Raw genomic sequence first — 25348 nt, 5'->3', positions numbered from 1 at the left:
GGCGTGGACCGGTCGGTCAATCAACCATGGTGAGGAAGAGAACGGCCATGGCGGTGGCGGCGACCAGCGCCCAGGCCACGACCGACGGCAGCCACAGCGCGATGCTGGCCGTGATGACGACCACGACCGCCAGTCCGATCAACCCGGCCTGCACCACCGCCGCGCGCTGGCTGTGCTTGCGGTCACGCACCTGCGCCATGGCGACGAGCACCATCACCAGCCCGCCCACGGCGAACAGGCTGGTGGCGACGATCCGCCAGGTCTCCATGTGATCAAGGTAGCCCGAACGGCCGGAACCACGCATAGGTCGATCGGGTGGCGCGTTAGGCTCGGCGCATGACGAAGTGGGAGTACGCGACCGTGCCGTTGTTGATCCACGCCACGAAGCAGATCCTCGACCAGTGGGGCGAGGACGGCTGGGAGCTGGTCACCGTGCTGACGAACCCGACCGGTGAGCAGCACGTCGCGTACCTGAAGCGGGTGAAGGGATGACCTGGAGCACGCGCCTGAAGGAGCTCGGCGTCGAGCTCCCCGGAGTCGCCGCCCCGCTCGCCGCCTACGTGCCCGCCACGCAGAGCGGTCCCTGGGTCTTCACCTCGGGCCAGCTGCCGTTCGTCGACGGCAAACTGCCCGCCACCGGCAAGGTCGGCGCCGAGGTCTCCCCGGAGGAGGCCAAGCAGTACGCCGCGACCTGCATCCTCAACGCGCTGGCCGCGGTCCACGCGCTCGTGGGGATTGACTCGATCAAGCGAGTCGTGAAGGTTGTCGGCTTTGTGGCCTCCGCTGACGGCTTCACCGGTCAGCCGGGCGTCGTGAACGGTGCCTCGGAGCTGCTCGGCGAGATCTTCGGCGACGCGGGCAAGCACGCCCGGTCGGCCGTGGGGGTGGCCGAGCTGCCGATCGGCGCTCCGGTGGAGATCGAACTCATCGTCGAGGTGTGACATGTCGGACACGTGCCACGAACTGCTGCTGCGACTCGCCGGCCGGCTGCCGGACGAGCTGCTGTGGCGGTACCGGGACTGGGCGGCCTCGGACGCGTATGCGGTGCTAGCGCGGTCGTTGCCGCGCACTCTGCTGCACGGACGCATCCCTCTGACGGATCACGAGATGCGCCTTTTGCAGGACGCGCTCGTGCCCTACGGGGCCGAACCGGGTGCTGTCAGTTCGGTCAAAGGGCTGGACGAACTGCCCCCCACCGACTACACCTTTTCCCCGGAGTCACCCGATCGGGTGCCGATGGGGGATTCCGCGACCGTCGTACTCGGTGCCACGCTGCGAGGCCGGCACGGGGTCGGTGAGGTTCGCTCCTGCTGGCGCATCGGTCCGTCCGGGGTCAACCGCGTCCTGCTGGTCGCGGCGACCACCGGCCACGCCAGGCTGACCGGTGAGCTGCAGCGAGTTCTGCGGGCGTTGGGCGAACACGACCCGTGTGTCGAGGTCGTGCCGTCCGGTCTGGACCTGCCGCCCTACCACCGGGCGGCGTTGGCGGCATCGGAGCCGGTCTGCGCCGGCGCCGAGTCCGATGAGCACCTGGTGCTCAGCTAAGGAGAGTTGACGTGACGAACGACGGTGTCGGCCTGCCGGTCCGTCTCCACGATCTCCTGCTGTCGATGGCCGGGCGCGTCGACGACGACGCCCTGTCGCTGGCCCGCGAGTTCCTCGCGGTCGGAGAACTGGACCGCTCGATCGAGCTGCTCGTCGGCACGCTCCTCGCCGGCAGCATCCCGGTGCTGCCGGATGAAAGGGCGGCCATCACGTGGGTCCTCCACGAGGTCCGCTCAGACGCATCCCTGACCGACCGCCTGCCGGTCGTCGAGATGCTGCCGTTCCTGCGCCACCGCTTCACCTCCGAGACCGACCCGGCCTCGGACGTCGCGAGCCTGTTGACGCGCGCGGTGTCGGTGCTGCCCGACGTCCGTTCGGTGCGGTGCGTCTGGCGTTCGTCGCCGGCCGGTGCCACGCCTGGCCCGTTGCCGCAGCGCATGGTTCTCGTGGACATCGGTCCGCAGGGCTTCGCGCCAGCGACGGCCTACCGGGTCGACGCGGTGCTGCGGAAGGCCGGCGTCCGCGCCTCGGTCGAGGTGCTGACCACCGGCACGCAGCTCAGCGACTACCACGCGTCGGCGGTGACGTCCTCGCGGGCGGTGCCGATCTCCGGCGCACCGGTGACTCCGGCCCCTCCAGCCCCTCCAGCACAGCCGGCCATGGCTCATGAGCCGGCGGCGACCTGGTTCGACCAGTCGGAAGAACTTCCCGCTCCGGCGCCGGTGGCAGAGCCGACACCGGCGCCGGAGCCCGTGGAAGAGACCGGCTCACGTCGCACGCGTTCGTCTTCGTCGAATCTCGAAGGCTCGCAGCCCTTTCCTCCCAAGCCCGTGAAGCGCATCCCGATCGTGCCGACCGAGGCCGGGATCGAACTGCTCCCGGGACCCTCGCCGATCGACCGGGCCGAGATGCTCCCCGAGCCCACGCCGATCAACAGGGCCGAGGTGACCACCGAGCTCAAGGCCGACGAGCTGGCGGCGCTGCAGGCCGCGCTGGCCGAGTCGCCCGCGGAGCCGTCGTCCGTGGACGCGAACCTCAGCGAGCGCGAGCGTGCCCTGTTGCAGCAGCTGCACGAGGAGCTGGCGCAGCGGGAGCAGACCGGTGCCAAGACGACCGACTCCGGTCGCTGGCAGATCGACAGGTCCTCGTCGCGTCAGTCGGCGTTCGGGGTGGCGAACAACGGGCACCAGCCTCAGTAGCCGGTGCGCAGGTACTCCAGCTGGGCCCGCACCGACCACTCGGCGGCGGGCCACAGCACCCTGTCCACGTCCGCGTAGACGACCTCGACGACCTGGCGCGGTGTCGGTGCGCCACCCAGGTCCTCGACCGCCCTGCGGACCTGTTCCAGCCGCAGCCTCCGGTGGGCGAGGTACATCCGCGCGGCTTCTCCGGCGTCCGCGAGCTCGGGGCCGTGGCCGGGCAGCACCGCGGTGTTCTCCGGCAGTTCGGCGAGCAGCCTGAGGGACTCGAGGTAGTCGCCGAGCTTGCCGTCGGGGTGGGCCACGATCGTCGTGCCGCGGCCGAGGACCGTGTCGCCGGTCAGGACGGCCTCGCCGTCGATCACGAAGCACAGCGAGTCGCTGGTGTGGCCGGGCGTGCCCAGGACGCGCAGCTCCAGACCGGCGCTGGTGATCACGTCGCCGTCTACGAGCCCTTCGGAGCCGTAGGTGAACGTCGGGTCGAGCGCGCGCACCGGGGCGTTCACGAGCTCTGCGAACTGACGGGCGCCCTCGGAGTGATCGGGGTGTCCGTGCGTCAGCAGGATTTCCGCGATCGGGCCGAACGACGCGATGCGCTCGAGGTGGGCCTCGTCGAGAGGGCCGGGGTCGATGACGACGTACTCCTCGGCGTCCGGTGCCTTGAGCAGCCACGTGTTGGTGCCGTCGAGCGTCATCGGTGACGGGTTGTCGGCGAGCAGCACGGCGGCGTGCGGCGTGACCTGGCGCAGCTCGCCGTACCGCGGGTGCGCGGCGCGGGCGCCGATCAGCGGGAAGCCGCTCACGGGAGCACCACCCGGATGACGTCGCCGTCGCGGATGAGCTTCGGGATGATCTTCTCGACGCTGCGCTGCTCGGCCATGACCTTCTCAACGCTGCCGAGGGCGCCGACCTCGTCGAGGGTGCGCCAGGTGGGCGGCATGAGCATCCGGCGGCCTTCCTGGGCGTCCTGGACGGCTTCCGCGGGGGTCTGCCACGACGCGTCGGAGGCCTCGGTCGTCTCGCCGTCGGCGCGTTGCCCGGCCGGCAGCGCGGCGACGAAGAACCGGGTGTCGTAGCGGCGCGGTTCCTCGTACGGGGTGACCCAGTTCGCCCACGGCCTCAGCAGGTCCGCGCGCAGCACGAGGCCGTGGGCGGTGAGGAACTGGGCCAGGGAGATCTCGCGGTCGACGAGCTGCCGCCGTGCCTCGCTGAAGATCGACGTGTCGGCGACGACGGAGGTGGCGTCGGGGCCCGCGAGCAGGACACCGGACTCCTCGAACGTCTCGCGGACGGCGGCGCACACGAAGGCGCGGGCAGTCGCCTCGTCCACCCCGAAGATGTCGGCCCACCACTGCGGCGGCGGACCGGCCCAGGCGACGGACGTGTCGGCGTCGCGCTGGTCGACACCGCCACCGGGGAAGACGGTCATGCCGCCCGCGAACGCCATGCCCTTCACACGGCGCAGGAGGAAGGCCTCCACGCCCTGGTCGCCGTCCCGCAGCAGCACGACGGTGACGGCGTCGCGGGCCTGCGCGGGTTGGGAAGCGGGCGAGCTGGGTACCAGGTTCCCCGGCAAGGTCATGTCGTCGGGCATCCTCCGAGCGTACGACCGCGCTTACCCGAGGATGGTGTGATGGCGACGAAGGTCTCCGGTTGTCTGGTGCAGATCCTGTTGTTCCTGCTCGGCGCGGTGCTGGGCACCGGCCTGACCGCGGTGGCGGGCGTGGTGATGTTCGTTCCCGATCGCACGACCGTGATCAGCGTGGACCCGACGTCCACCGATCCTGGCGTGTACGTGAAGAAGGTCGAACGGCTCGTTGGCGGCACCTACTACGAGATCTGGCTCGGCCCGACGCCGGACCGCGGCCACGTCGTCACCGTGCCCGCCGGCTGGGACCACGACCCGAAGCGGGAGACGACGAGCGACGGCATGCGCCTGAAGTTCGGCAACGGCGGCGAGATCTTCGTCCCCGAGGCCAGTTACTCCTGAGGCAGGATGTGCGAGTGGACGAACAGCTGCGCGTAGGACTTGTCGGCGCCGGACCGTGGGCGGAGATGATCCACGCCCCCGGCATCGCGAACCACCCGGGAACCGCGCTGACCGGCGTGTGGGCGCGCCGCCCGGAAGCCGCCGCGGAACTGGCCGGCCGCTACGGCGCCGAGCCGTTCGAGGACTACGCCTCGATGCTGTCCACAGTGGACGCCGTGGCGTTCTGCGTGCCGCCGGGCGTGCAGGGCCCGATGGCGATCGAGGCGGCACGGGCGGGCAAGCACCTGGTGCTGGAGAAGCCGATCGCGGAAACCGTCGAGGTGGCTTCCGCGTTGGCTTCGGCGGTTGCCGAGGCCGGCGTCGCGTCCCTGGTCGTGCTGACCCGCCGGTACGCCCCGGAGACCAAGGAGATGCTGGCCCAGCTGCACCGCACGGGCGGCTGGACCGGCGCCGACAGCCGCTGGATCTCGGGCGCGCTGCTGGACGGCCCGTTCTCGAACTCCCCGTGGCGCCACGACAAGGGCGCGCTGGACGACGTGGGCCCGCACGCGTTGGACCTGCTCGACGCGGCACTGGGCGAGATCACCGACGTGATCGCGGCGAACGTCTCGTCGACGGGGCTGTGGCAGCTGATCCTGCAGCACGCCGGCGGCGCAACGAGCACGGTCTCGCTGTGCCTGTCGCTGCCCCTGCAACCGCCGTTCGCGGACTTCACGGTGTTCGGGGTGAACGGCGCGCGCACGCTGACGAACCGGGACACGCCCGCGCTGGAGTGCTTCACGAACCTGCTCGACGACTTCGTGGCGATGGTGGACAGCGGCACCACCGCGCACGAGTGTGACGTGCGACGCGGACTGCACCTGCAGCGGATCATCGACCTGGCGCGGAGCAAGGCCGGGGCGTGACCGCTGGGCCGATCGGCGGGCACCCGTCCGTCACCCGCTGAGACGAGACGCTTCCGCTCCGTGTGCACACCGGCTACCTTGCCTCGGGTCGAGGCGATCCAAAATTGTCAGGGGTCGTCGCTAACGTCCCCGGCATGGACCTCACCGCCACGACAGCCGAGCTCGCCGGCGCCGCCGCCGAGGTGGCGCGGCTGCTGCCCACGCGCGTGCTCGACCCGGTGCTGGCTGGGCTTCGCCTGAAGGCCGGCACGGACGTCGAGATCGCGGGCAGCGACCAGGAGCACGGGGTGCGCCTGACCGTGCCCGCCACCGTCCACACCCAAGGCGAGGTGCTCGTGCCCGCGAAGCCGCTGGCCGCGACCCTCCAGGCGCTCGACGACCCGCAGGTGAGGCTGAAGGTCGAGGGCCAGCGGCTGGCCGTCCGCACGCCGAGCTCGAGGTTCGCGATCCCGTTGCTCGACCTGCACAACCACCCCGGCGTCCCGGAACTGCCGCCGAGGCAGGGCCACATCGACGCCGAGAAGCTCAAGACCATCGCCGTGGTGGCGGGCGCGGCGAGCAAGGACGACGCGTTGCCGATCTTCACCGGCATCCGCATCCAGTCCGACGAGCAGAAGCTGCACGTGATCGCCACCGACCGCTACCGCATCGCCTACGCGACCCTGCCGTGGGAACAAGAAGGTCAACTGGACCTGTTGGTCCCGGCGAAGCCCGTCGCCGAAGCCGCCCGGCAGGCCGCGGGCAGGGTCGCCCTGCACGCGAACGAAGACCGCCTGGGCCTCTCCTGGCACAACAACTCGATCTCCACCGCACTCCTGGCCGCTCCGTTCCCGGACGCCAGGGCGCGCCGACTCCTGGAGGAAGTCATCGACAGCACGGTGCTCGTGGACGCGGACGCGTTGGCCCGCGCCGTCCGCAGAGCAACTCCCTACGGCGGCCCGCACCAGGCGGTGACCATCCAGGTGGAGGACAGCGAGGTCCGAGTCAAGGGCAGCGACCCGCAACAGGGCGAGTCCGAGGAGTTCGTCAAGGCCACGGTCGAGGGCGACCGCGTGACGAAGACGTTCCAAGCCCGCTACCTCGCGGACGCGCTGAAGGCCTTCGCGGGCCGCCGGATCGAGCTGAAGATCCAGGACGGCCTCCGCTCGACGGTGCTGACGTCGACGCCGGGCGAGGACGGGGTGGAGCTGACCTACCTGGTCGTGCCGATGCGCTCGGTGGCCTGAGCGGTCCGCGAGCACGGGCGTGGCGCGCACGGCGTTCCAGGCCCTTGCTGTCGGTTGGGGTGCCGGGGCGGTGTCGGGCTGACCTACTGCGTCGTGCCCGCGTGCTTCGTGACCTGGAGGGCCGCGAAGCACGCCGAGGGCGACCAGGCATCCGGACCTTCTACGCCATCTCAGCCGAAAGGCCGTTCGCACCGCCCAACCGAGTCCCAGAACGCCCGCAGGGCCCCTCCGCACCGTCACCCGGCGCGAAAGGGCCCTGCGTTGCAACTCAACGAGCCGCGAGCTCCATCTCCGACCGAGCCGGCAGCGACTCGGAGCGCGGCACCCCACGCCGCACGGTGCCGCGCAGCAGCCACACCGCCAGCGCGATCAGCAGCCCCGCGACGCCCGACGCGACGAACGCCGGCCGCGTGCCGAAGTGCTCGATCAACTGGCCGGACAGGCCCTGGCCGATAGCGAGGCCGACGGTCACCGAGGTGATCACCCAGCCGAACGCCTCCGCGGCCATGCCGTTCGGCGTGACCTGCTCGATCGCGGCGGAGTGCGCGGTCGACTGCGGCGTGATCAGCGTGCCGACCACGAACAGCGCCAGCCCGAGACCCACCAGAGACGCAGGGATCGCCAGCAGCAGCGACAGCAACCCGAACCCGCCCAGCAGCACCGGCAGGCGCAGGTGCATCGGGCGCGGCCACGGGCGCATGCCGTAGAGCACGCCGAAGATCACCGAGCTGATCGACCACAGCGACAGCATCAGGCCACCCATCGAGGCGTGGCCCGCGGCCTTCGCGAACGCCGGCACGGCCACCTCGACGAACCCGATCGTCACGCCGAAGCCCAGCGCCGCCAGTGCGACGGTCCGCATGCCGGGGTAGGCGAACGCGCCCAGCAGTGGCCGGGGCGTTGCAACAACAGCGCCCCAGGCGCGCACCACGGGGTTGAACGCGAACCACAGCGCGCCCACGACCATCAGCACGGCTCCGGTCACGACACCGGTGCCCGCCCACGGCGCCGCCAGCAGCAGGCCGGCGAGACCCGGTCCGAGGATGAAGAAGACCTCCATGCTGATCGACTCGTAGGCGTAGGCCGCCATCCGCGTCGGGCCCGAGGGCACCATCCGCTCCCACAGCGCGCGGGACGCCGAGCCCACCATCGGCTCGGTTGCTCCGACGCCGAGGGCCAGCGGGACCAGCGTGAACACCGAGGCCGAAGCCTCGACGGAGATCACAGAGACCGTGACGAACAGGGCGAACAACCCGGTCGTGAAGACGAGCGGGCGGGTCGGGCCGAAGCGGTCCATCAGGCGGCCCTGGACGACGGAGCCGAGAGCCACGCCCACCAACGCCGCCGCCGAGACCATGCCGGCGACCGCGAACGAGCCCGTTGCGCGCTCGACGTAGAGCAGCAGCGAGAGGCCGACCATCGCGATCGGCAGGCGGGCGAGCAGCGACGCGACCACGGGGCCGCGCATGCCGGGGGTCGTCAGAGCAGCACGGTAGTCGGAGAGACGGGCGGAGTGGGACATGTGTACCAGTATGCCAAACCTGGTACGGATGTACCAGATCGGGTGCGCGGCGTCACGATGGTTGCGATTTGGTCACGGCAATGGGATGACCGGGTGAAACATGCAACGAATCAGGCGCAGACGAGGTCCTTGAGGGTGAAAGGGCTTGAGCGGTCGGGGTGGAGACGTGCGAAAGTTGACTCATCCACCGAGACCAACCTCTGGCTTGAGGGTCGGGGCCTGCGCGCCAGAGGGATGGAAGGCACGGTTCGTCGGGGGATGGGCCGTGCAACACAAAGGACCGGTGCGCCACGTCGGGGGTGGCGCCCGGTCCTTTGTGTTTTCGACGTTCTCGGAAGAGCTTCCGAACCTAGCGGGCCCGGCGAGCCAGCCGCTCGGGGTCCAGGATCAGCACGCTCTTGCCTTCCAGTCGCAGCCAGCCGCGGTGCGCGAAGTCGGCGAGCGCCTTGTTCACGGTCTCGCGGGACGCGCCGACGAACTGGGCGATCTCCTCCTGCGTCAGGTCGTGCGTGACGCGGAGCAGACCGGCTTCCTGCGAACCGAAGCGCTGTGCGAGCTGCAGCAACGCCTTGGCCACGCGGCCGGGCACGTCCGTGAAGATCAGGTCGGCCAGCATCGAGTTCGTCCGGCGCAGCCTGCGGGCGAGCGCCCTCAGCAACTGCTCGGCGATCTCCGGCCGGTTGGTGATCCACTGACGGAGCGCGGGGCGGTCCATGGACACCGCGCGCACCTCGGTCACCGTCGTCGCAGTCGACGTGCGGGGGCCGGGATCGAAAATGGACAGTTCACCGAACATGTCGGAGGGTCCGAAGATCCCCAACAGGTTCTCGCGGCCGTCCGGCGACTTGCGGCCGATCTTCACCTTGCCGGACTGGATGATGTACAGGCGATCGCCCGGCTCACCCTCCGCGAAGATCACGTGGCCACGCGGGAACTCCACCGTCTCCAGGGTCTGCGCCAGCGCCTCTGCGGCTGCCGGATCAACCCCTTGGAAGATGCCCGCTCGCGCCAGGGTCTCGTCCACCTCATCCCTCCTAATCGACGCGACGGCACGCCTACCACCATCTTTGGTGGAGTCAGCGCCGTGCCGCCGATCACTGCGTTGCAGTCTAAGGGCTGTGTTGTGGATCGCCGCTCGGCTCGCCGTCTTAGTAGGAACAACCCAACTGACTCGATCCAGCCCGACGGGCCAGTCTACGCCATTCAGCGCACGCGCTTGCGGGCACCTCCGCGGCCGCGGCGACGCAGGCGGAACAACTCCAGTGCGCGACCGATGCCGTGTCCGTAGAGCGCCTTGACCTCATCGGGCCGGGCGGACTCCAGGAACTCCTCGACCTCGTTCTCCTGCACGGCAACGTGCCGGAGCTTCGCTTCGACGCGCTCCATGAAGAGCGCGAAGAACATGATCACGATCGGGACGACGATCACAAGCCAGGCAGTCATGATGCTCCGCAGTGTGGCGCATGTGGGATTCGAGTACGCGTCTAGGGGGTCGGTCCGGCGTGTTGACTACGCTGAATCAGTGCCCGCTACCAAGAAACCGGAAACCAAACTCGGCCTGACCCGCAGGGCCCGCCGGATGGTGCGCGTGCTGGCCGAGGGATACCCCGACGCGCACTGCGAGCTGGACTTCACGACGCCGCTCGAGCTGCTCGTGGCGGTCGTGCTGTCCGCGCAGTGCACCGACAAGAAGGTCAACGAGGTCACTCCCGCGCTCTTCGCGAAGTACCCGACGGCCGCCGACTACGCCGGCGCCGACAGGGTCGAACTCGAAGAGATGATCCGCCCGACCGGTTTCTACCGGAACAAGGCAACGTCTCTGATGGGTCTCGGTGCTGCTCTTGTGGAGCAGTACGACGGTGTGGTTCCGGGCACTTTGGAGCAGCTGGTCAAGCTCCCCGGTGTAGGACGCAAGACCGCCAACGTGGTTCTCGGCAACGCGTTCGATGTGCCCGGCATCACAGTCGACACCCACTTCGGCCGCCTCGTCCGCCGCTGGGGCTGGACCGAGCTCGAGGACGCCGTCAAGGTCGAGCACGCGATCGGCGAGCTCATCGAGAAGCGCGACTGGACGATGGCCTCGCACTGGATCATCTTCCACGGCCGCCGCGTCTGCCACGCCAAAACGCCCGCGTGCGGCGCCTGCCTGCTGATGAAGGACTGCCCGTCGTACGGCCTCGGCCCCGAGGATCCGGTCAAGGCGGCCAAGCTCGTGAAGGGTGACGAGAAGCCCCACCTGCTCGAGCTCGCCGAACGGGTCCGGGCCGGTGAGAAGCTGGTTCGGTGAACAACCGCACCCGCTGGCTGATTCTCGTGCTCGTCCTCGGCGTGGCGGGTGTCGTGGCGCTGTGGCCCCGTGACAGGTCACCGGAACCGCCCACGTCGAACCGCCCGGCGCAGGACGTGGCCGCGTTGCGCGCGCAGGCCCAGCTGCGGCCGTGCGTGCCCGGAGGAGAGGGCGGCGTCGACGTGACGTGCCTCGGCGACGGCACCCGGACGGCCCTCGCGCTGAAGGGGCCGATCCTGATCAACTTCTGGGCGACCTGGTGCCAGCCGTGCCAGGAGGAGCTGCCGGTGCTGGAAACGTATGCGAAGCAACCAGGTGCGGTCCCGGTCGTCCCAGTTCTCGTGGAGAGCAGGGAAGCCGACGGCCTGGAGCTGCTCGCGCGGCTCGGCGTGCGGCTGCCGTCGGTCTTCGACGGGGCTGACGAGCTGCGCAAGCAGATGAAGGCGCCGATGAGGCTGCCCACCACGTATTACGTAGCAGCGGACGGTCAAGCTCGGCTGATCACGGACCCGCTGTACTTCAGCACGCCCGAGCAGGTCGAGAAGGCGGTGCGATGACGGAGGCAACCGAGCCACCCGACTGGATGCAGCGCCTGGCCAAGGCCACCGAGCAGATCGACGCGCGGACGTTCATGCGGGTCCCGCGGGCGCCGGAGGACGGGGTCCGCAAGGCGTCCGTGCTGATGTTGTTCGGCGAGGACGAGAACCACGGTCCGGACGTGCTGCTGCTGCGCCGTGCGGACACGCTGGGCTCGCATCCGGGTCAGGTCGCGTTCCCCGGCGGGGCTGCCGACGAGACCGACGACGGGCCTGTCGCCACGGCATTACGCGAGGCTTACGAGGAGACAGGTGTACTTGAGTCAGGAGTGAGACCGCTCGCCCTGTTGCCGGAGCTGTACGTGCCGGTGTCCGGGTTCGTGGTCACGCCCGTGCTCGCCTACTGGGAACAGCCGAGCCCCGTCGCACCTGTCGACCCGGCGGAGACCGCCGCCGTCGCACGGGTGCCCGTCGCGCACCTCGCGGATCCTGCGAACCGGTTCCGGGTGCGTCACCCTGCGGGTTACGTCGGAGCGGCCTTCTCCGCGCCGGGCATGCTGGTGTGGGGTTTCACCGCGGGGTTGATCAACGGCCTGATCGCACTCGGCGGCTGGGAACAGCCGTGGGATGCGACCGATGTGCGTGACCTTGAACTAGCGTTGCGCGCTACACAGTGAGGCGGAGGTTCTGGGTTGAACTGGGTTGACCTGCTGGTGCTGGGCCTGGCCGCGATAGCCGCGGTGTCCGGGGCCAGGCAGGGCATGGTCGTCGCGCTGCCCGCGTTCGTCGGTGTGCTCGTCGGCCTGATCCTCGGCACGCAGATCGCACCGTTGCTGGTGTCCCAGTTCGAGAACGTCGTGACCAAGGTCGTGTTCGCGGTCGGCATCGTGGTGCTGCTCGTGGCGCTCGGCGAGACGATCGGCGTCTACATCGGCAGGACGATCAAGGCTCGGGTCAACGCGTCGCCGTTGCGCGGCGCGGACAACGCGCTGGGCGCGATCGTGCAGGGCATCGTCGTCTTCGTCGTGGCGTGGATGATCGCCCTCCCGCTGACCTCGGTCGTCGGGCTGCCGGACCTCACGTCGTCGCTCAGGCAGTCGGTGATCCTCGGCAAGGTCGACGAGACCATGCCGCAGGCCGCCCGCGTGCTGTCCGGCGATCTGCAGAAGCTCTTCGACGTCTCCGGCTTCCCGCAGGCGATGGACCCGTTCAACCGGACGCCGCTCAAGGCGGTCGAGCCGCCGAACAGCGAGCTCGCGAACTCCCCGGTTGCGACCAAGCTGAAGTCCTCGGTCCTCAAGGTCCGCGGCCGTGCGCCGTCGTGCTCGCGTGCGCTGGAAGGCACAGGCTTCGTCATCGCGCCGGAACGCGTCATGACCAACGCGCACGTCGTCGCCGGCACCAACGAGGTGACGGTCGAGGTCGGCCGCGGCCAGTTCGACGCGACCGTGGTGGCCTACGACCCGCGGGTCGACATCGCTGTGCTCGCGGTGCCGGACCTGGAGGCCACGCCGCTGCAGTTCCGTTCCGACGAGGTGCAGCCGGGCGAGGACGGCATCGTGCTCGGCTACCCGCTGGACGGCCCGTACAAGTCTTCTCCCGCCCGCGTGCGTGAGCGGATCCCGCTGCTGCGCGGTCCGGACATCTACGACGCGCAGACGGTGACGCGTGACGTCTACACGGTTCGTGCCGAGGTTCGATCCGGCAACTCGGGTGGTCCGCTGGTCGACCCGAACGGCCGGGTGATGGGCGTGGTGTTCGGTGCCGCGGTCGACGACCCGGAGACCGGCTTCGTGCTCACCGCCCAGCAGGTGCAGCAGATGGTGCAGAAGGCGCCGACCCTCACCCGCCGGGCATCGACGCAGGGCTGTGCCTCGTAGCGATGCCGTCGAGCAGGTAGTCGAGGCCTGAGTCGAACCTCTGCACCGGGTCGGGGTGACTGCCCTCGTAGATGAACCTGGCCAGCGTCGGGTACCGGCCCGTGGCGAGCATCCGCTCGATGTACGGGCCGGACGCCCGCTGCCACTGCTCCTCGGTCAGGCCGCTGGACCGTTCCGCGCGGATCTCGGTGATCTCGTTGCGCACGGCTCCGTGGACGTACGCCATCACCGCGGCGACCGCGCTCATCACCTCGTCGATGGTCTCGAACCCGACCGCGCCGAGCGTGCTCTCCATGAACGCGAGTGAGTTCGGGCCCCGGTTCGGCCTGCCGCCGATCAGGTCGATCAACCACTCGTGCCGCTTCGTCGCGTCCCGGATCTCGTGGGCGATGTGCCGCAGCGCGGCCCGCCAGTCCGCCGACGGATCCGGTGGCGTGATCTCTCCGTAGACCTCGTCGACCATCAGGTCGAGCAGCTCGTCCTTGGTCTCGATGTAGCCGTAGAGACGCATCGGGCCCGCGTTCAGCGCGGCGGCGACCTTCCGCAACGACACCTCGTCGAGCCCGCCCCCGTCGGCGAGCGTGATCGCGGCGCGCACGATCAGCTCCCTGCTCAACGGGGTCGGTGACGGCCTGCTCGGCGGCTCCGGGCGGTCCCACACCAGTTCGTTCGTCATCGAGGTGGACAATACAGCGTCTGTCGGCGATACAGTGTATTGAGAAATACGGTGTATCGAGGGGATGAGATGAAGACTTCGGTGTTGGTGGTCGGAAGTGGGGTCGCAGGGACGTCGGCCGCGTTGTTCCTCGCGTGGCACGGGGTGCCCGTGACGTTGGTCGAGAAGCATCCGGGCAGCTCACCGCACCCGCGCGCGGTCGGCTTCACGGCGCGAACCGGTGAGCTGCTGAGGGCGGTCGGTCTGGAGGGCGAGCTGCCACCGAGCAGGGTGACCAAGGGCTTCGGCATCCGGCGGGTGCGGTGCGCGAGCCTGGTCGGGGAGCGGTTCGAGGAGACGTTCTGGTCGCCGCCCGCGGAGGTGTCGGACGTCGAGTACTCGCCCAGCAAGGGCGTGGCGCTGGCCCAGGACAGGATGGAGCCGATGCTGCGGGACAAGGCCCGCGAACTCGGCGCGGACATCCGCATGAGCACTCGGATGCTGGAGTTCTCCCAGGACGACGACGGCGTCACGGCGATCGTGCAGGGTGACGGCGAACCGTACGAGATCCGGGCCGACTACCTGATCGCGGCGGATGGCCACCGGAGCCCGGTCCGGGAGGCGCTCGGCATCACCCGCAGCGGGCGCGGGTACATGCACACGTCCCGCAGCGTGCTGTTCCGCGCGCCGCTGGAGGAGTACCTGAAGGACGGCGTCGGCCAGTTCGTGGTGGACGGGGTGGGGTTCCTGACCACCTACGGCGACGGCCGCTGGGTCCTGATGCTCGAGGACCGCGAGTACGACGAGCCCGAGCTGCGGCAGAAGATCTTCCAGGCGATCGGCCGGGACGACCTGGAGGTCGAGATCATCACGACCGGCCGCTGGACGATCACCGCGGCGGTCGCGGACGAGTTCTCCCGCGGCCGGATCTTCCTGGCCGGCGACTCCGCGCACACGTTGCCGCCGAGCCGCGGCGGGTTCGGCGCGAACGTCGGCATCGAGGACGTGTACAACCTGGCGTGGAAGCTCGCCGCCGTGCTGAACGGCGAGTCACGACCGTCCCTGTTGGACACCTACGACGCGGAACGGCGCCCGGTCGCGTTGCTGTGCCACCAGCAGATCTTCGCGCGCAACGACGGCCACAACCGCGACGGTGAGCCGGAGGACGCGCCGTTGATCGACAACAACGCCATGCACTACGGCGTCCTCTACCGCTCGGACGCGGTGCTCGGCGCGGGTCCGGAACTGCCGCCGGCCCAGGTCCCCGAGCTGTGGAACGGCCAGCCCGGCACGCGGGCCCCACACGTGTGGATCGAGCCCGGCAGGTCCACTGTGGACCTGTTCGGACGCGGCTGGGTGCTCGTCGCGGACCACCCGCAGTGGGAGGAAGCCGCTGCACGGGCAGGCGTCCGGTACGAACGGATCGAGCAGCTGGACGTCTTCGGACTGTCCGAAAAGGGCGCCTCGCTGGTGCGGCCGGACGGTCACGTCGCGTGGCGCTCGGTCGACCTGCCGGACGACCCGGCGGCGGCGCTCGAGGCCGCGTTCAGCTCAGCTTCTGCAGGAACTCGGTGATCAACCTGCTGGTGGTGTGGGGTGCCTCCTGGTTCGGGAAGTGCCCCACCTCCGGCAGGTACCGGAACTCCGAGGAGGGCCCGAGCCACGGCAGCGAGTCGCGGGCCGAGGACTCCAGCGTGATCGGGTCCAGCGCACCGTGGATCTGCAGCACCGGCACCTGCATCGGCTTGTTGACGGCCTCGGCGAACCGGCGGCCGTCGCTGCGCAGTTGCGAGCGCACCGCCCAGCGGTAGTACTCCATCGCGCTGTGGGCGACGCCGGGCACCGTCATGGCCTGCCGGCAGCGGCGGATGACCTCGTCGAACTCGGGCGCCGAACGCCACTTCGGACCGGACCACGCGGACAGCAGCTTGGCGACCTGCAACGCGTTCTCGCTGGTCAGCCACCGTTCCGGGTAGAGCGGCAGCTGGAAGCGCAGCACGTGGGAGTTCACGCGGGGATGCCTGCGGAACGCCCGGCGCGTCACGAGCGGGTGCGGTGCGGCCAGCACCGAGATCGACGAGACCACGCGCGGGTGCATGGCACCGACCGTCCACGCCGTGGCGCCGCCCCACGCGTGACCCACCAGGTGTGCACGCGGGGCGCCGAGCGCCTTGATCAGGCCCGCGACGTCACCGGAGAGCGTGAAGCCGTCGTAGCCGCGCGGTGGCTTGTCCGAGTCGCCGTAGCCGCGCAGGTCGACCGCGACCGCGCGGTAGCCGGCCTCGGCGAGCGCGGTCAGCTGGTGCCGCCACGACCACCAGAACTCGGGGAACCCGTGCAGGAGCAGCACGAGCGGGCCCTCGCCGAGCTCGGCGACGTGCAGGCGGATGCCGTTGGCCGAGACGTCGCGGTGCGTCCACGGACCCGCGACCCGCACCACCGACGGGTCGGGTTTGCGGCTCAGTTGTCGTCGCCCCTGCGCGTGAGGGCCGCGACGGTGTCCTTCGCGGCCGCGATCGACTTCTCCGGCGCCTTGATCTTCTTCACCTTGCGCCAGCCCAGCAGGCCGAACAGGCCCGCGGTCAGCAGCATCAGGAAGAAGACGATCCCGAAGCCGACCGAGTACCACCAGCCGAAGATCTCCGAGATCAGGAACCCGAGCGCCATGAACAGGAAGAACAGGCTGAAGCACAGCACCGTCAGCGCGACGATGAAGAAGACGCTGCCCTTGACGCCCTTCTTGACCGACGCCGCGATCTCGCCCTTGGCGAGCTCGACCTCTGCTCTGACGAGCGTCGACACGTGGGCGGTCGCATCACGGACGAGCCCGCCGATCGAGGCCTCGGCCGCCGGGTCGTCTGCGGTCAGCGGAATCGACGCGATGTGCTCCCTGGTGGTCACTCGGACATGGTGCCATGAGCCCGGCTGCGACGAATGAGCAACACCGCGGCGAGCAGCGACGCGATCATCGAGGCGAGCAGCACGGCCGCCTTCGCGGTCTCGGGCTCGGCGAGGGAGAGCTCGGCGATCAACAGGCTGACCGTGAACCCGACACCGCCCAGCACCGCCACCGCGACGATGTCCCGCGGCCCCGCACCCGACGGCCACACGGCGGCCTTGAACCACACCGCCAGAGCCGAGGCGCCGACGATCCCGATCACCTTACCGACCACGAGCCCGACGATCACGCCGATCGCGATCTTGTCCGCGAAGAGCTTCCCGATCGCCTCTGCCCCCACCGGCACACCCGCCGCGAACAGCGCGAACACCGGGACCGCGACCCCGGCCGACCACGGCTGGAGCCGGTGTTCGAGCCGCACCGCCGGCGCCTCCTGCTCGTACGGGTCGCGCTTCACCCGCGTGAGCAACGCCAGCGCGACACCCGCGATCGTCGCGTGGATGCCCGACTCGTGCATGAACCACCAGGTGCCGAGCGCGATCGGCACGTACACGAATGGCGTGGTGACCCTCTTGTGCTGCAGGAACCAGTACAGCGCCAGCAGCAGCACGACGGCACCGCCGGCGAGCAGGTTGAACTTCGCGGTGAACAGAACCGCGATCACGATGATCGCGCCGAGGTCGTCCACGACGGCCAGGCTGAGCAGGAACACCCGCAGGCTCGACGGCAACCCGGACGCCGTCAGCGCCAGCACTCCCAGCGCGAACGCGATGTCCGTCGCGACCGGAATGGCCCAGGCCTTCTCGATCCCCGGCTGCCCCCAGCCGATCGACAACGCGATCAACGCGGGCACGATCATCCCGCCGATCGCCGCGGCCACCGGCAGGATCGCGGCCTTGAACTCCGACAGCTCTCCGACGACGAGTTCGCGCTTCAGCTCAAGACCGGCCACGAAGAAGAAGAGGGCGAGCAGTCCGTCCGTGGCCCACTCACCGACGGACAGCGGTCCAACATGGACGTCCCGCAGCCCGAAGTAGGCGGGGGACAACGGTGAATTGGCCCAGATCAACGCGATGGCCGTCGCTCCGAGCAGCACGGTGCCACCGACGGTTTCCGTGCGGAGGTAGCGGGCGAACTCGGCGACAACGGCCTTCTTGCGCGACAAAAGGGCTCCCGGGGCGGTCAGCAGGTACACGAAATCCTCGTGCCGACCAGACTTCCCGGCTCACCCTGATGCAACCTTAACGCGAACGGGCGCCCTCCACCGAGGACGCCCGTCACGTTTGCCGCAGGATCAGTCCTCGGACTTGCCCGACTGCAGGCCCGCCGAGATCAGGTCCATCACCGACGAGTCGGCCAGCGTCGTCACGTCGCCGACCGTGCGGTTCTCCGCGACGTCGCGCAGCAGGCGGCGCATGATCTTGCCCGAGCGCGTCTTCGGCAGCTCCGGCACGACCATGATCTGACGCGGCTTCGCGATCGGGCCGATCTCCTTGGCCACGTGGTCGCGCAGGGCCTTGATCGCCTCGGCACCGCCGGCCTCGTCACCCGCGCCACCGCGCAGGATCACGAACGCCACGATGCCCTGGCCCGTGGTCGCGTCGGACGCGCCCACGACCGCCGCCTCGGCCACGGTCGGGTGCGAGACCAGTGCGGACTCGACCTCGGTGGTGGAGATGCGGTGGCCAGACACGTTCATCACGTCGTCGACGCGGCCGAGCAGCCACAGGTCGCCGTCGTTGTCGTACTTCGCGCCGTCACCGGCGAAGTAGAAGCCCTGGTCCTTGAAACGCGACCAGTACGTGTCCCGGTAGCGCTCGTCGTCGCCCCAGATGCCGCGCAGCATCGACGGCCACGGCTCGTCGAGCACCAGGTAGCCACCGCCACCGTGCGGGACCTCGACGCCCTCGTCGTTGACGACCTTCGCGCCGATGCCGGGCAGCGGGCGCTGCGCGGAACCGGGCTTGGTCGACACGACACCGGGCAGCGGCGAGATCATGATCGCGCCGGTCTCGGTCTGCCACCACGTGTCGACGATCGGGGCCTTCCCTCCACCGACGTTGTCGCGGTACCAGATCCACGCCTCGGGGTTGATCGGCTCGCCGACCGAACCCAGCACGCGCAACGAGCTGAGGTCGTACTTGGCCGGGATGTCCGCGCCCCACTTCATGAAGGTGCGGATCAGCGTCGGCGCCGTGTAGTAGATCGAGACGCCGTACTTCTGGATGATCTCCCAGTGGCGGCCCTCGTGCGGGGTGTTCGGCGTGCCTTCGTAGACGACCTGCGTCACGCGGTTCGACAGCGGGCCGTAGACGATGTAGCTGTGGCCGGTGACCCAGCCGATGTCCGCGGTGCACCAGTACACGTCGGTGTCCGGCTTGAGGTCGAACACGTTGTAGTGCGTGTACGACGCCTGCGTGAGGTAGCCGCCGGACGTGTGCAGGATGCCCTTCGGCTTACCCGTGGTGCCCGAGGTGTAGAGGATGAAGAGCGGGTGCTCCGAGTCGAACGCCTCGGGGGTGTGCACGTCGGACTGGCTGTCCACCAGTTCGTGCCACCACACGTCCTTGTCGGTCCACGCGACCTCGGAGTCGGTGCGCTTGACGACGATGACCTTCTCCACGGACGGCGCGCCGGCGACGGCCTCGTCCACGGCGGGCTTGAGCGGAGCCGGGTTGCCGCGGCGGTACTGGCCGTCGGTCGTGATCACGAGCTTGCACGAGGAGTCCTCGATGCGGGTGCGCAGCGCCTCGGCGGAGAAGCCGCCGAACACCACGCTGTGCATCGCGCCGACGCGGGCGCAGGCGAGCATCGCGAAGATCGCCTCGGGAACCATCGGCATGTAGATCGCGACGCGGTCCTCGGCGCCGATTCCCAGCGACACCAACGCGTTGGCGGCCTTGGAGACCTCGCGCTGGAGCTCGGCGTAGGTGATGGCGCGGGAGTCACCGGGCTCGCCCTCCCAGTGGATCGCGACCTGCTCGCCGTGGCCGGACTCGACGTGCCGGTCGACGCAGTTGTAGGCGACGTTGAGCTTTCCGCCCACGAACCACTTGGCGAACGGCGCGTCCGACCAGTCGAGCACCTGCGACCACTTGGTGTCCCAGTGCAGCCGCTCCGCCTGCTTCGCCCAGAACGCCTCGCGGTCGGCCTTCGCCTCCTCGTACAGCTCGGGCTTCGCGTTCGCCTGTGCCGCGAACTCGTCGGAGGGCGGGAACGTCCTGCTCTCCGTGAGCAGGTTGTCCAGAGCTTGGCCCTGGCCTGGCGACTGCGTCATGGTGCGAGACCTCCTGGAAAATCCAGACCGGTTGGGGATGCGGGTACTGACCGTAGTGCGAGCCAGTTCACTTCCAACAGGCTCCTCCCTCAAAAGGTTCAGACCAATATTGGGAGGTTGGTTACACGGCTGTCACTGTGTAACCCGTTTTGTCTGGTTGAAGCACGTGTGGCGCGATGAACGGACCAAGTTGCGCGCTCAACGGTCTCCCTAGTGAGCTGGATCACGCGTTTCACCTGGTCAGGTACTCTGCGCGACCGTGACCGATCCGCTTGCTCCGCTGCTTTCCTTGCCCGGTGTGGCCGACGCCGCCAACGCGGCCAAGGACGCCGTCTTCCAGGTGCACCGCCATCGGGTGAACTTGCGCGGCTGGGCCACGACCGCGGCCGAGGCGTCCGTGCGCGCGGCCCGTGCGTCGGCGGCGCTGGAGGGCGGGCCGACCGAGATCCCGTCGTCCGGCGAGGTCTCGGATCCCGTGCTGGCGGGGTCGTTGCGGGTCGCCGAGGCGTTGGGCGGTCTCGTCGGCACGTGGCAGCGCGCGCCGTTGCAGGCTCTCGCGCGGTTGCACGTTCTCGCCGCCGCAGACCTCGCATCGGACGTTGGTCGTCCACGGGTCTCGGCGGACGTGTCGCAGCGACTCGACCTGCTCGGGTCGTTGGTCACCGGTGGAACGTCGGTGCCGGCCCCGGTCGTGGTCGCGGTGGTGCACGGCGAACTGCTCGGCCTCGCGCCGTTCGAGGTCGCCAACGGCGTGGTGGCGCGTGCGGCTTCGAGGCTGACGTCGATCTCCACCGGCCTGGACCCCAAGGGGCTCGGCGTGCCAGAGGTGGCCTGCCTGCGCCGTTCGTCCGAGTACGAGGCCGCGTCCGTGGCGTTCGCGTCCGGTGAGCTCGAAGGCCTCGCTCAGTGGATCCTGTTCGTCTGCTCGGCGTTGGAGGCGGGCGCCCGCGAGGCGAAGAGCATCGCGGACGCCGCACTCACCGGGTGATTTCCGCGAGGGTTTCCGCTGCCTTGATCGCGTCCTCGTCGGTCACGTAGAGCGGCGCGAACCCGAACCGCAGGACGTCCGGCGGCCGGTGGTCGCCGATGACGCCCCGCGCGATCAGCTCGTCCATGACGGCCTTCGCGTCCGGGCAGCGCACGGAGATCTGGTTGCCGCGCACCTCCGGGGTGATGACCTCCAACGAGGTCAGCTTCTCGACGTGCTCGCGGAACAACGCGGTCAGCTTCAGGCCGCGCTCACGCAGTTCGGCCAGGTCGACGTCGTCCCAGACGTCCAGCGCCGCGTCGAGCGCCAGCATCGACAGGATGTCCGGCGTGCCGACGCGCGCCCGCACGATGCCGGGGTCTGGCTCGTAGCTCGGCTCCATGGCGAACGGCTCGCGGTGCCCGTTCCAGCCCGACAACGGGTTCTCGAACGTGCTCTGCCTGTGCTTCGGCACGTAGATGAACGCAGGCGAACCCGGGCCACCGTTGAGGAACTTGTACGTGCAGCCGATGGCGAAGTCGACGTTCAGCGCGTCGAGCTCGATCGGCAGCACGCCCGCGCTGTGGCAGAGGTCCCAGACCACCTGCGCGCCAACGGAGTGCGCCTGCTCGGTGAGCTCCTTCATGTCGTTGAGCGCGCCGGTCCGGTAGTCGACGTGGTTGAGCAGCACCACGGCGGTGTCCTCGGTGAGCTCCATTGAGGACGGATGCGCGGCCCGGATCTTCAGCCCCGTCAACGACGCCACGGACTGTGCGATGTAGCCGTCGGTCGGGAACGTCGACTCGTCGCACACGATCTCGGTGCGGCTGGTGCCCTTCACCGCGCCCGTCAACGCCTTGAAGACGTTGACCGACGTCGAGTCGCCGACCACCACCTGACCTTCAGCGGCCCCGATCAGCCGGCCGATCCGGTCACCGATCCGTTGCGGCGCCTCCCACCAGCCCTCGCTCCACGACCGGATGAGCCGCGTGCCCCACTGGTGCTTCACGACCTCCTGCATCCGTTCGGCGACGTGCTTCGGCGGTGCGCCGAGGGAGTTGCCGTCGAGGTAGATGACGCCTTCGGGAATGTCGAACAGCTCGCGCTTCACACGTAGCTCCTGGCAGTCCACAGCTCGGGGAACACCGCTCGTTGGGTGCGCTTCTCCAGCCATGCAACACCAGCGGACCCACCGGTGCCCACCTTCGCGCCCATCGACCGACGGGTCGCGAGCAGGTGGTCGTAGCGCCAGCGCGCGAACTCCTCGGCGATGTCGGTCAGCGCCTCGCCGAGCTCGAGCAGGTCGCGGTCGTCGCCGCGGTAGATCTCCGCCCACACCTGTTCGACCTCGGACGACGCCTCGTAGGCCTTGGTGAGGTCGCGGTCGAGGATCTCCTGCGGGATGGCGAACCCGCGGCGCTTCAAGGCAGCCAGCACGTCGTCGTACAGCGAGGGCTTCGCGAGCGACTCCTCCAGCTGCGCGTGCATCGCCGGCACCGCGCGGTGCGGCACGAGCATCGACGCGGACTTCTCGCCGAGCAGGAACTCCATCTCGCGGTACATGCCCGACTGGAAGCCGGAACCCTCGCCGAGCGCGTCGCGGAACGAGTTGAACTCGGTCGGCGTCATGCGCGCGATCGGCCGCCACGCCGCGGACAGCGCCTGCAGGTGCAGGTCGGAACGTCGCAGCGTGCGGACGGCTGCGCGCAGGTCGTCGGCGCGGAGCTCGGTCTGGGCCTGCCGCCACTCGAAGCAGAGCAGGCCGAAGTACAGCTCCATCACCTGCGTGATGACCAGGAACGACATCTCACGCGGATCTTTGGACCACTGCTGTTGAAGGGTGTGCAGCACCGACGCGTGCACGTAGTCCTCGTACGGCGTGGTGCCGCCGAAATCCAGCTTGGGGGACACGGGGCAGCTCATGCCTTCAATCCTCGCTGGAACCGTCGCTCACCTGAATGGATGACGAAAGGCGTTCGGCCCGAACTTCTTCTGATCGCAAATCAGATCGCCAGGTAGCTTTGCGTTCATGTTGGACGAGGTCGACAAGGCCCTGTTGGAGGCGCTCCAAGAGGATGCGCGCCTGTCGTACAACGAGCTCGCACGGCGAGTGCACGTCTCACCGCCGACGGTCGCGCAACGGGTCCGTCGGCTGGAGAACATGGGGGCCATCACCGGCTATCGCGCCGTGGTCGACCCCACCGTCGTAGGGCGTCCTGTCGTCGCGTTGGTGCGCATGAAGTGCTACGGCCCGAGGTGCATCACGGTGCATCCCGAACTGCTCGACGACCTGCCCGAGGTGGTCGAGGTGGTGCGGCTGACCGGCGACATCTGCTCGGTGGTGAAGGTCGTGACGACGTCGATCACGGAGCTGGAACGGCTTCTGGTGCGGCTCGCGAGCCACGGGGAGACGTCGAGCGCGATGGTCCTCAGCACCCCGATCCCGTGGCGCCCAATCCTCCCCAGCTAACCCTCACCCATCCGTGTTTGCTGACTGAACGCGGGGGTCCCACGTTCCCTCCAGGGACACGCGGGGCCCCCGCGTTCCAGTAAAAGCAGGGGGAGATTCAGCCGGCCAGGCGATCGAGGGCGTTGCGGACGTGGCCCTTCGTGTCCTCCAGGGCTGCGGCCGCACGTTCGGTCGGCACGCCGGACAGCAGGTGCACCAACGCCACCTTGAGGTCGCCGGAAGCGTCCGCCAGCGCCTGCTCGCAGTCGCCCGCGGGCAGGCCCGTGGCCTCGTGCAGGATCCGGATCGTCCGCCCGCGCAGCTTCGCGTTGGTGGCCCGCATGCTGACCATCAGGTTCGAGTAGGTGCGGCCGAGCTTGACCATCACGGCCGTGGAGAACGACGTCAGCACCAGCTTCTGCGCCGACCCGGCCTTCATCCTGGTCGAGCCGGCGATCGCCTCGGGGCCGGTGTTCAACGCGACCAGGACGTCCGGCTCGAACGGCACCGACGCGTTGTTCGACACCAGCACGGTGCGGGCGCCAAGCGCTTGCGCCTCCTGCAGCGCGCCGATCACGAACGGTGTGCGTCCGGACGCCGTCACGCCCACGACCAGGTCTTTCGGGGTCGCGTGGCGGCGGATCTGGGTCGCGCCGGAGTGGTCCTCGACCTCCTCGACCGCGCGGACGAGGGCCTCGGGGCCGCCCGCGTGGTGGGCGACGAACCAGTCGGCGGGGGCGTTGAACGTGGGCACCAGCTCGGCGGCGTCCAGCGTGGCCAGACGCCCGGAGGTGCCGGCGCCGACGTAGTGGACGCGGCCGCCGGACATGATCGCGGTGACGCCGAGGTCGACCGCGAGGGCCAGCTCCGGCAGTGCCTGGGCGACCGCCGACGGGACCGTGCGGTCCTCGTCGTTGATCATGCGCAGCACTTCGATCGTGGGGACCCGGTCGATGTCCGTGGTGCGAGGGTTCCGTTGCTCGGTCGGAGAGTCCACGCGCACCACCACACCGTTCCGGGGGGAGATCATTTAGTCGTCTCCCGCGGCCGCCTGCGACCGTCTGGTCTCGCGCCCAGCCGGTGGCCGGACACCGCTTCGTAGGTCGCCTCCAGCGCCGTCTTCGCCGTGTCGACGTGGTGCTGGGCGACGCCGATGAACAGACAGTCGATCACGGTCAGCTGCGCGATGCGGCTGGCCATGGCGCCAGAGCGGAACGTGGTCTCGCGTGCGGCCGTGGTCAGCACGAGGTCGGCGACCTCGGTGATGGGCGAGCGAGGGAAGTTCGTCAGCGCCACCGTCGTGGCGCCGGCTTCGCGCGCGACCCGCAGCGCCTCGACGGTCTCCACGGTCGAGCCGGTGTGGGAGATGCCGACGGCGACGTCCTCGCCGGTCAGCACGGCCGCCGACGTCAACGCGACGTGCGTGTCGTTCCACGCGAAGCAGGTGAGGCCGATGCGGTGCAGCTTCTGCTGCAGGTCGAACGCGACGAACGCGCTCGCGCCGAAGCCGTACGCGTCGACGCGGCGTGCGCCCGCGACGGCCTCGACGACCTTCGCGAGCGACTCCACGTCGAGCTGTTCGGCGGTCTCCTCGACCGCGCGGGCGTCGGCGAACGCGACCTTGCCGACGACCTGCTTGAGGTCGTCGCCGGGGCCGATGTCGCCGCCCATGTCGTGGTTGGCCCTGGCCTGGCTGCGGGCGGTGTCCGCGGCGAGCGCGATGCGCAGCTCCGGGTACCCGCCCACGCCGATGGCCTTGCAGAACCGCGTCACCGTCGTCTCACTGGTGCCCGCCTGCTCGGCGACCTCCGTGATGCTGCGGTGCGCGACCGTCGCCGGGTTCTCCAGCACCACCTTCGCGACGCGCTGCTCGGCGCGCGCGAGACCCGGCAGCAACGACCGGATCTTCACCAGTGGACTCGACTCGGCACTGCTTTCAGTGGACACGTGGGAAACTTACTAACCGCCATGGCGAGGGTCAACGCACTGTGTCCGAAAGTCACCCTCTCGG

General features: G+C 69.5%; 29 protein-coding genes. 14 read left to right on the top strand and 15 right to left on the bottom strand.

Translation table 11 applies throughout. The features are described 5' to 3' along the window. Window positions 1–16 precede the first annotated feature (16 nt). Window positions 17–268 carry a hypothetical protein gene (locus tag ACFOWZ_RS46635; protein WP_382380917.1) on the bottom strand — a complete coding sequence of 84 codons (252 nt, stop codon included), beginning with the start codon at window positions 266–268 and terminating at the stop codon, window positions 17–19. A gap of 68 nt (window positions 269–336) precedes the next feature. Between ACFOWZ_RS46635 and ACFOWZ_RS46630 the strand changes: the two genes are divergently transcribed. Genes ACFOWZ_RS46630 through ACFOWZ_RS46615 form a run of 4 tightly spaced genes read left to right on the top strand, consistent with a single transcriptional unit; the run spans window position 337 to window position 2744 of the window. Then, a complete protein-coding gene (locus ACFOWZ_RS46630; RefSeq protein WP_112262548.1) occupies window positions 337–492 on the top strand; it encodes a DUF4177 domain-containing protein in 156 nt (51 codons plus the stop codon). Then, window positions 489–941, top strand: a complete 453-nt coding sequence (locus ACFOWZ_RS46625; protein WP_382380915.1) for a RidA family protein — start codon at window positions 489–491, stop codon at window positions 939–941. Before ACFOWZ_RS46630 ends, ACFOWZ_RS46625 begins: the two co-directional genes overlap by 4 nt. A 1-nt stretch (window position 942) precedes the next feature. After that, window positions 943–1545, top strand: a complete 603-nt coding sequence (locus tag ACFOWZ_RS46620; RefSeq protein WP_382380913.1) for a hypothetical protein — start codon at window positions 943–945, stop codon at window positions 1543–1545. An 11-nt stretch (window positions 1546–1556) separates the two neighbouring features. Beyond that, a complete protein-coding gene (locus tag ACFOWZ_RS46615) occupies window positions 1557–2744 on the top strand; it encodes a hypothetical protein (protein WP_382380912.1) in 1188 nt (395 codons plus the stop codon). Here the strand turns inward: ACFOWZ_RS46615 and ACFOWZ_RS46610 are convergent. Both ACFOWZ_RS46610 and ACFOWZ_RS46605 read right to left on the bottom strand, forming a co-directional pair. Then, window positions 2738–3547, bottom strand: a complete 810-nt coding sequence (locus ACFOWZ_RS46610) for an MBL fold metallo-hydrolase (RefSeq protein WP_382380910.1) — start codon at window positions 3545–3547, stop codon at window positions 2738–2740. The two genes, ACFOWZ_RS46615 and ACFOWZ_RS46610, sit on opposite strands and share 7 nt — an antisense overlap. After that, window positions 3544–4338 (bottom strand): NUDIX hydrolase, encoded by a 795-nt coding sequence (locus ACFOWZ_RS46605; protein WP_382380908.1) that lies wholly within the window; start codon window positions 4336–4338, stop codon window positions 3544–3546. Before ACFOWZ_RS46605 ends, ACFOWZ_RS46610 begins: the two co-directional genes overlap by 4 nt. A gap of 39 nt (window positions 4339–4377) precedes the next feature. Here ACFOWZ_RS46605 and ACFOWZ_RS46600 point away from each other — a divergent pair, with 39 nt between their 5' ends. The 3 genes from ACFOWZ_RS46600 (at window position 4378) to dnaN (ending at window position 6865) form a co-directional block, all read left to right on the top strand. Beyond that, window positions 4378–4734: a hypothetical protein gene (locus ACFOWZ_RS46600; RefSeq protein WP_382380907.1), complete on the top strand. Its 357-nt coding sequence runs from the start codon at window positions 4378–4380 to the stop codon at window positions 4732–4734. Window positions 4735–4748: 14 nt separating this feature from the next. Further along, complete coding sequence (locus tag ACFOWZ_RS46595; RefSeq protein WP_382380906.1) at window positions 4749–5639, top strand: Gfo/Idh/MocA family protein; 891 nt, start codon at window positions 4749–4751, stop codon at window positions 5637–5639. Between the two features lie 134 nt (window positions 5640–5773). Continuing rightward, window positions 5774–6865 carry a DNA polymerase III subunit beta gene (gene dnaN / locus ACFOWZ_RS46590; RefSeq protein WP_382380904.1) on the top strand — a complete coding sequence of 364 codons (1092 nt, stop codon included), beginning with the start codon at window positions 5774–5776 and terminating at the stop codon, window positions 6863–6865. Window positions 6866–7133: 268 nt separating this feature from the next. Here dnaN and ACFOWZ_RS46585 read toward each other — a convergent pair whose 3' ends face one another. The 3 genes from ACFOWZ_RS46585 to ACFOWZ_RS46575 all read right to left on the bottom strand — a co-directional run bounded on the left by ACFOWZ_RS46585 (window position 7134) and on the right by ACFOWZ_RS46575 (window position 9830). After that, on the bottom strand, window positions 7134–8387 hold the full coding sequence (locus ACFOWZ_RS46585; RefSeq protein WP_382380902.1) for an MFS transporter: 1254 nt from the start codon (window positions 8385–8387) through the stop codon (window positions 7134–7136). Between the two features lie 349 nt (window positions 8388–8736). Further along, complete coding sequence (locus ACFOWZ_RS46580; protein WP_030469453.1) at window positions 8737–9411, bottom strand: Crp/Fnr family transcriptional regulator; 675 nt, start codon at window positions 9409–9411, stop codon at window positions 8737–8739. A gap of 179 nt (window positions 9412–9590) precedes the next feature. Continuing rightward, the gene (locus ACFOWZ_RS46575; protein WP_030469452.1) at window positions 9591–9830 is read right to left on the bottom strand and encodes a hypothetical protein; all 240 of its coding nucleotides are present in this window, start codon (window positions 9828–9830) and stop codon (window positions 9591–9593) included. Between the two features lie 136 nt (window positions 9831–9966). Here ACFOWZ_RS46575 and nth point away from each other — a divergent pair, with 136 nt between their 5' ends. The 4 genes from nth to ACFOWZ_RS46555 are packed head-to-tail and all read left to right on the top strand — an operon-like array spanning window position 9967 to window position 13090. Beyond that, window positions 9967–10674 (top strand): endonuclease III, encoded by a 708-nt coding sequence (gene nth / locus ACFOWZ_RS46570; RefSeq protein WP_382381324.1) that lies wholly within the window; start codon window positions 9967–9969, stop codon window positions 10672–10674. Next, window positions 10671–11231: a TlpA family protein disulfide reductase gene (locus ACFOWZ_RS46565; RefSeq protein ID WP_382380899.1), complete on the top strand. Its 561-nt coding sequence runs from the start codon at window positions 10671–10673 to the stop codon at window positions 11229–11231. The genes nth and ACFOWZ_RS46565 overlap by 4 nt, the downstream gene beginning before the upstream one ends. Continuing rightward, window positions 11228–11887, top strand: a complete 660-nt coding sequence (locus ACFOWZ_RS46560) for an NUDIX hydrolase (protein ID WP_382380897.1) — start codon at window positions 11228–11230, stop codon at window positions 11885–11887. Before ACFOWZ_RS46565 ends, ACFOWZ_RS46560 begins: the two co-directional genes overlap by 4 nt. 15 nt (window positions 11888–11902) lie before the next feature. Then, window positions 11903–13090: a MarP family serine protease gene (locus tag ACFOWZ_RS46555; protein ID WP_382380895.1), complete on the top strand. Its 1188-nt coding sequence runs from the start codon at window positions 11903–11905 to the stop codon at window positions 13088–13090. On the opposite strand, the gene ACFOWZ_RS46550 is transcribed toward ACFOWZ_RS46555, so the two are convergent. After that, window positions 13053–13766, bottom strand: a complete 714-nt coding sequence (locus ACFOWZ_RS46550) for a TetR/AcrR family transcriptional regulator C-terminal domain-containing protein (RefSeq protein ID WP_382380893.1) — start codon at window positions 13764–13766, stop codon at window positions 13053–13055. The two genes, ACFOWZ_RS46555 and ACFOWZ_RS46550, sit on opposite strands and share 38 nt — an antisense overlap. Window positions 13767–13835: 69 nt before the next feature. Between ACFOWZ_RS46550 and ACFOWZ_RS46545 the strand changes: the two genes are divergently transcribed. Further along, window positions 13836–15320: an FAD-dependent monooxygenase gene (locus tag ACFOWZ_RS46545; RefSeq protein ID WP_382380891.1), complete on the top strand. Its 1485-nt coding sequence runs from the start codon at window positions 13836–13838 to the stop codon at window positions 15318–15320. Here the strand turns inward: ACFOWZ_RS46545 and ACFOWZ_RS46540 are convergent. The 4 genes from ACFOWZ_RS46540 to acs all read right to left on the bottom strand — a co-directional run bounded on the left by ACFOWZ_RS46540 (window position 15292) and on the right by acs (window position 19921). After that, window positions 15292–16209: an alpha/beta fold hydrolase gene (locus ACFOWZ_RS46540; RefSeq protein WP_382381322.1), complete on the bottom strand. Its 918-nt coding sequence runs from the start codon at window positions 16207–16209 to the stop codon at window positions 15292–15294. The two genes, ACFOWZ_RS46545 and ACFOWZ_RS46540, sit on opposite strands and share 29 nt — an antisense overlap. Continuing rightward, window positions 16206–16646, bottom strand: a complete 441-nt coding sequence (locus tag ACFOWZ_RS46535; RefSeq protein WP_030469444.1) for a phage holin family protein — start codon at window positions 16644–16646, stop codon at window positions 16206–16208. The genes ACFOWZ_RS46540 and ACFOWZ_RS46535 overlap by 4 nt, the downstream gene beginning before the upstream one ends. Beyond that, a complete protein-coding gene (nhaA, locus tag ACFOWZ_RS46530; protein WP_382380888.1) occupies window positions 16643–17839 on the bottom strand; it encodes a Na+/H+ antiporter NhaA in 1197 nt (398 codons plus the stop codon). Before nhaA ends, ACFOWZ_RS46535 begins: the two co-directional genes overlap by 4 nt. Window positions 17840–17938: 99 nt before the next feature. After that, on the bottom strand, window positions 17939–19921 hold the full coding sequence (acs, locus tag ACFOWZ_RS46525) for an acetate--CoA ligase (protein WP_382380886.1): 1983 nt from the start codon (window positions 19919–19921) through the stop codon (window positions 17939–17941). 259 nt (window positions 19922–20180) lie between these two features. Here acs and ACFOWZ_RS46520 point away from each other — a divergent pair, with 259 nt between their 5' ends. Beyond that, window positions 20181–20909: an oxidoreductase gene (locus ACFOWZ_RS46520; RefSeq protein ID WP_382380884.1), complete on the top strand. Its 729-nt coding sequence runs from the start codon at window positions 20181–20183 to the stop codon at window positions 20907–20909. On the opposite strand, the gene kynU is transcribed toward ACFOWZ_RS46520, so the two are convergent. Together kynU and ACFOWZ_RS46510 are read right to left on the bottom strand one after the other, a co-directional pair. Then, entirely contained in the window at window positions 20899–21999 is a 1101-nt protein-coding gene (kynU, locus tag ACFOWZ_RS46515) for a kynureninase (protein ID WP_382380882.1), read from the bottom strand. The genes ACFOWZ_RS46520 and kynU overlap by 11 nt on opposite strands. After that, window positions 21996–22811 (bottom strand): tryptophan 2,3-dioxygenase, encoded by an 816-nt coding sequence (locus ACFOWZ_RS46510; RefSeq protein ID WP_382380880.1) that lies wholly within the window; start codon window positions 22809–22811, stop codon window positions 21996–21998. The genes kynU and ACFOWZ_RS46510 overlap by 4 nt, the downstream gene beginning before the upstream one ends. Before the next feature lie 106 nt (window positions 22812–22917). Between ACFOWZ_RS46510 and ACFOWZ_RS46505 the strand changes: the two genes are divergently transcribed. Continuing rightward, window positions 22918–23358: an Lrp/AsnC family transcriptional regulator gene (locus ACFOWZ_RS46505; RefSeq protein ID WP_382380878.1), complete on the top strand. Its 441-nt coding sequence runs from the start codon at window positions 22918–22920 to the stop codon at window positions 23356–23358. Between the two features lie 97 nt (window positions 23359–23455). Here the strand turns inward: ACFOWZ_RS46505 and ACFOWZ_RS46500 are convergent, their stop codons facing one another. Beyond that, window positions 23456–24367, bottom strand: a complete 912-nt coding sequence (locus tag ACFOWZ_RS46500) for an N-acetylmuramic acid 6-phosphate etherase (RefSeq protein WP_382380876.1) — start codon at window positions 24365–24367, stop codon at window positions 23456–23458. Continuing rightward, window positions 24364–25284, bottom strand: coding sequence for a MurR/RpiR family transcriptional regulator (locus ACFOWZ_RS46495; RefSeq protein WP_382380874.1), 921 nt, complete (start codon window positions 25282–25284; stop codon window positions 24364–24366). The genes ACFOWZ_RS46500 and ACFOWZ_RS46495 overlap by 4 nt, the downstream gene beginning before the upstream one ends. Window positions 25285–25348 lie beyond the last annotated feature (64 nt).

Origin of the sequence: Lentzea rhizosphaerae, from assembly GCF_042649515.1 — a bacterium.
GTDB classification, from domain to species: Bacteria; Actinomycetota; Actinomycetes; order Mycobacteriales; family Pseudonocardiaceae; genus Lentzea; species Lentzea aerocolonigenes.
Note: the sequence above shows the minus strand (reverse complement) of the source record. Positions and strands in the feature narration are given on the sequence as shown.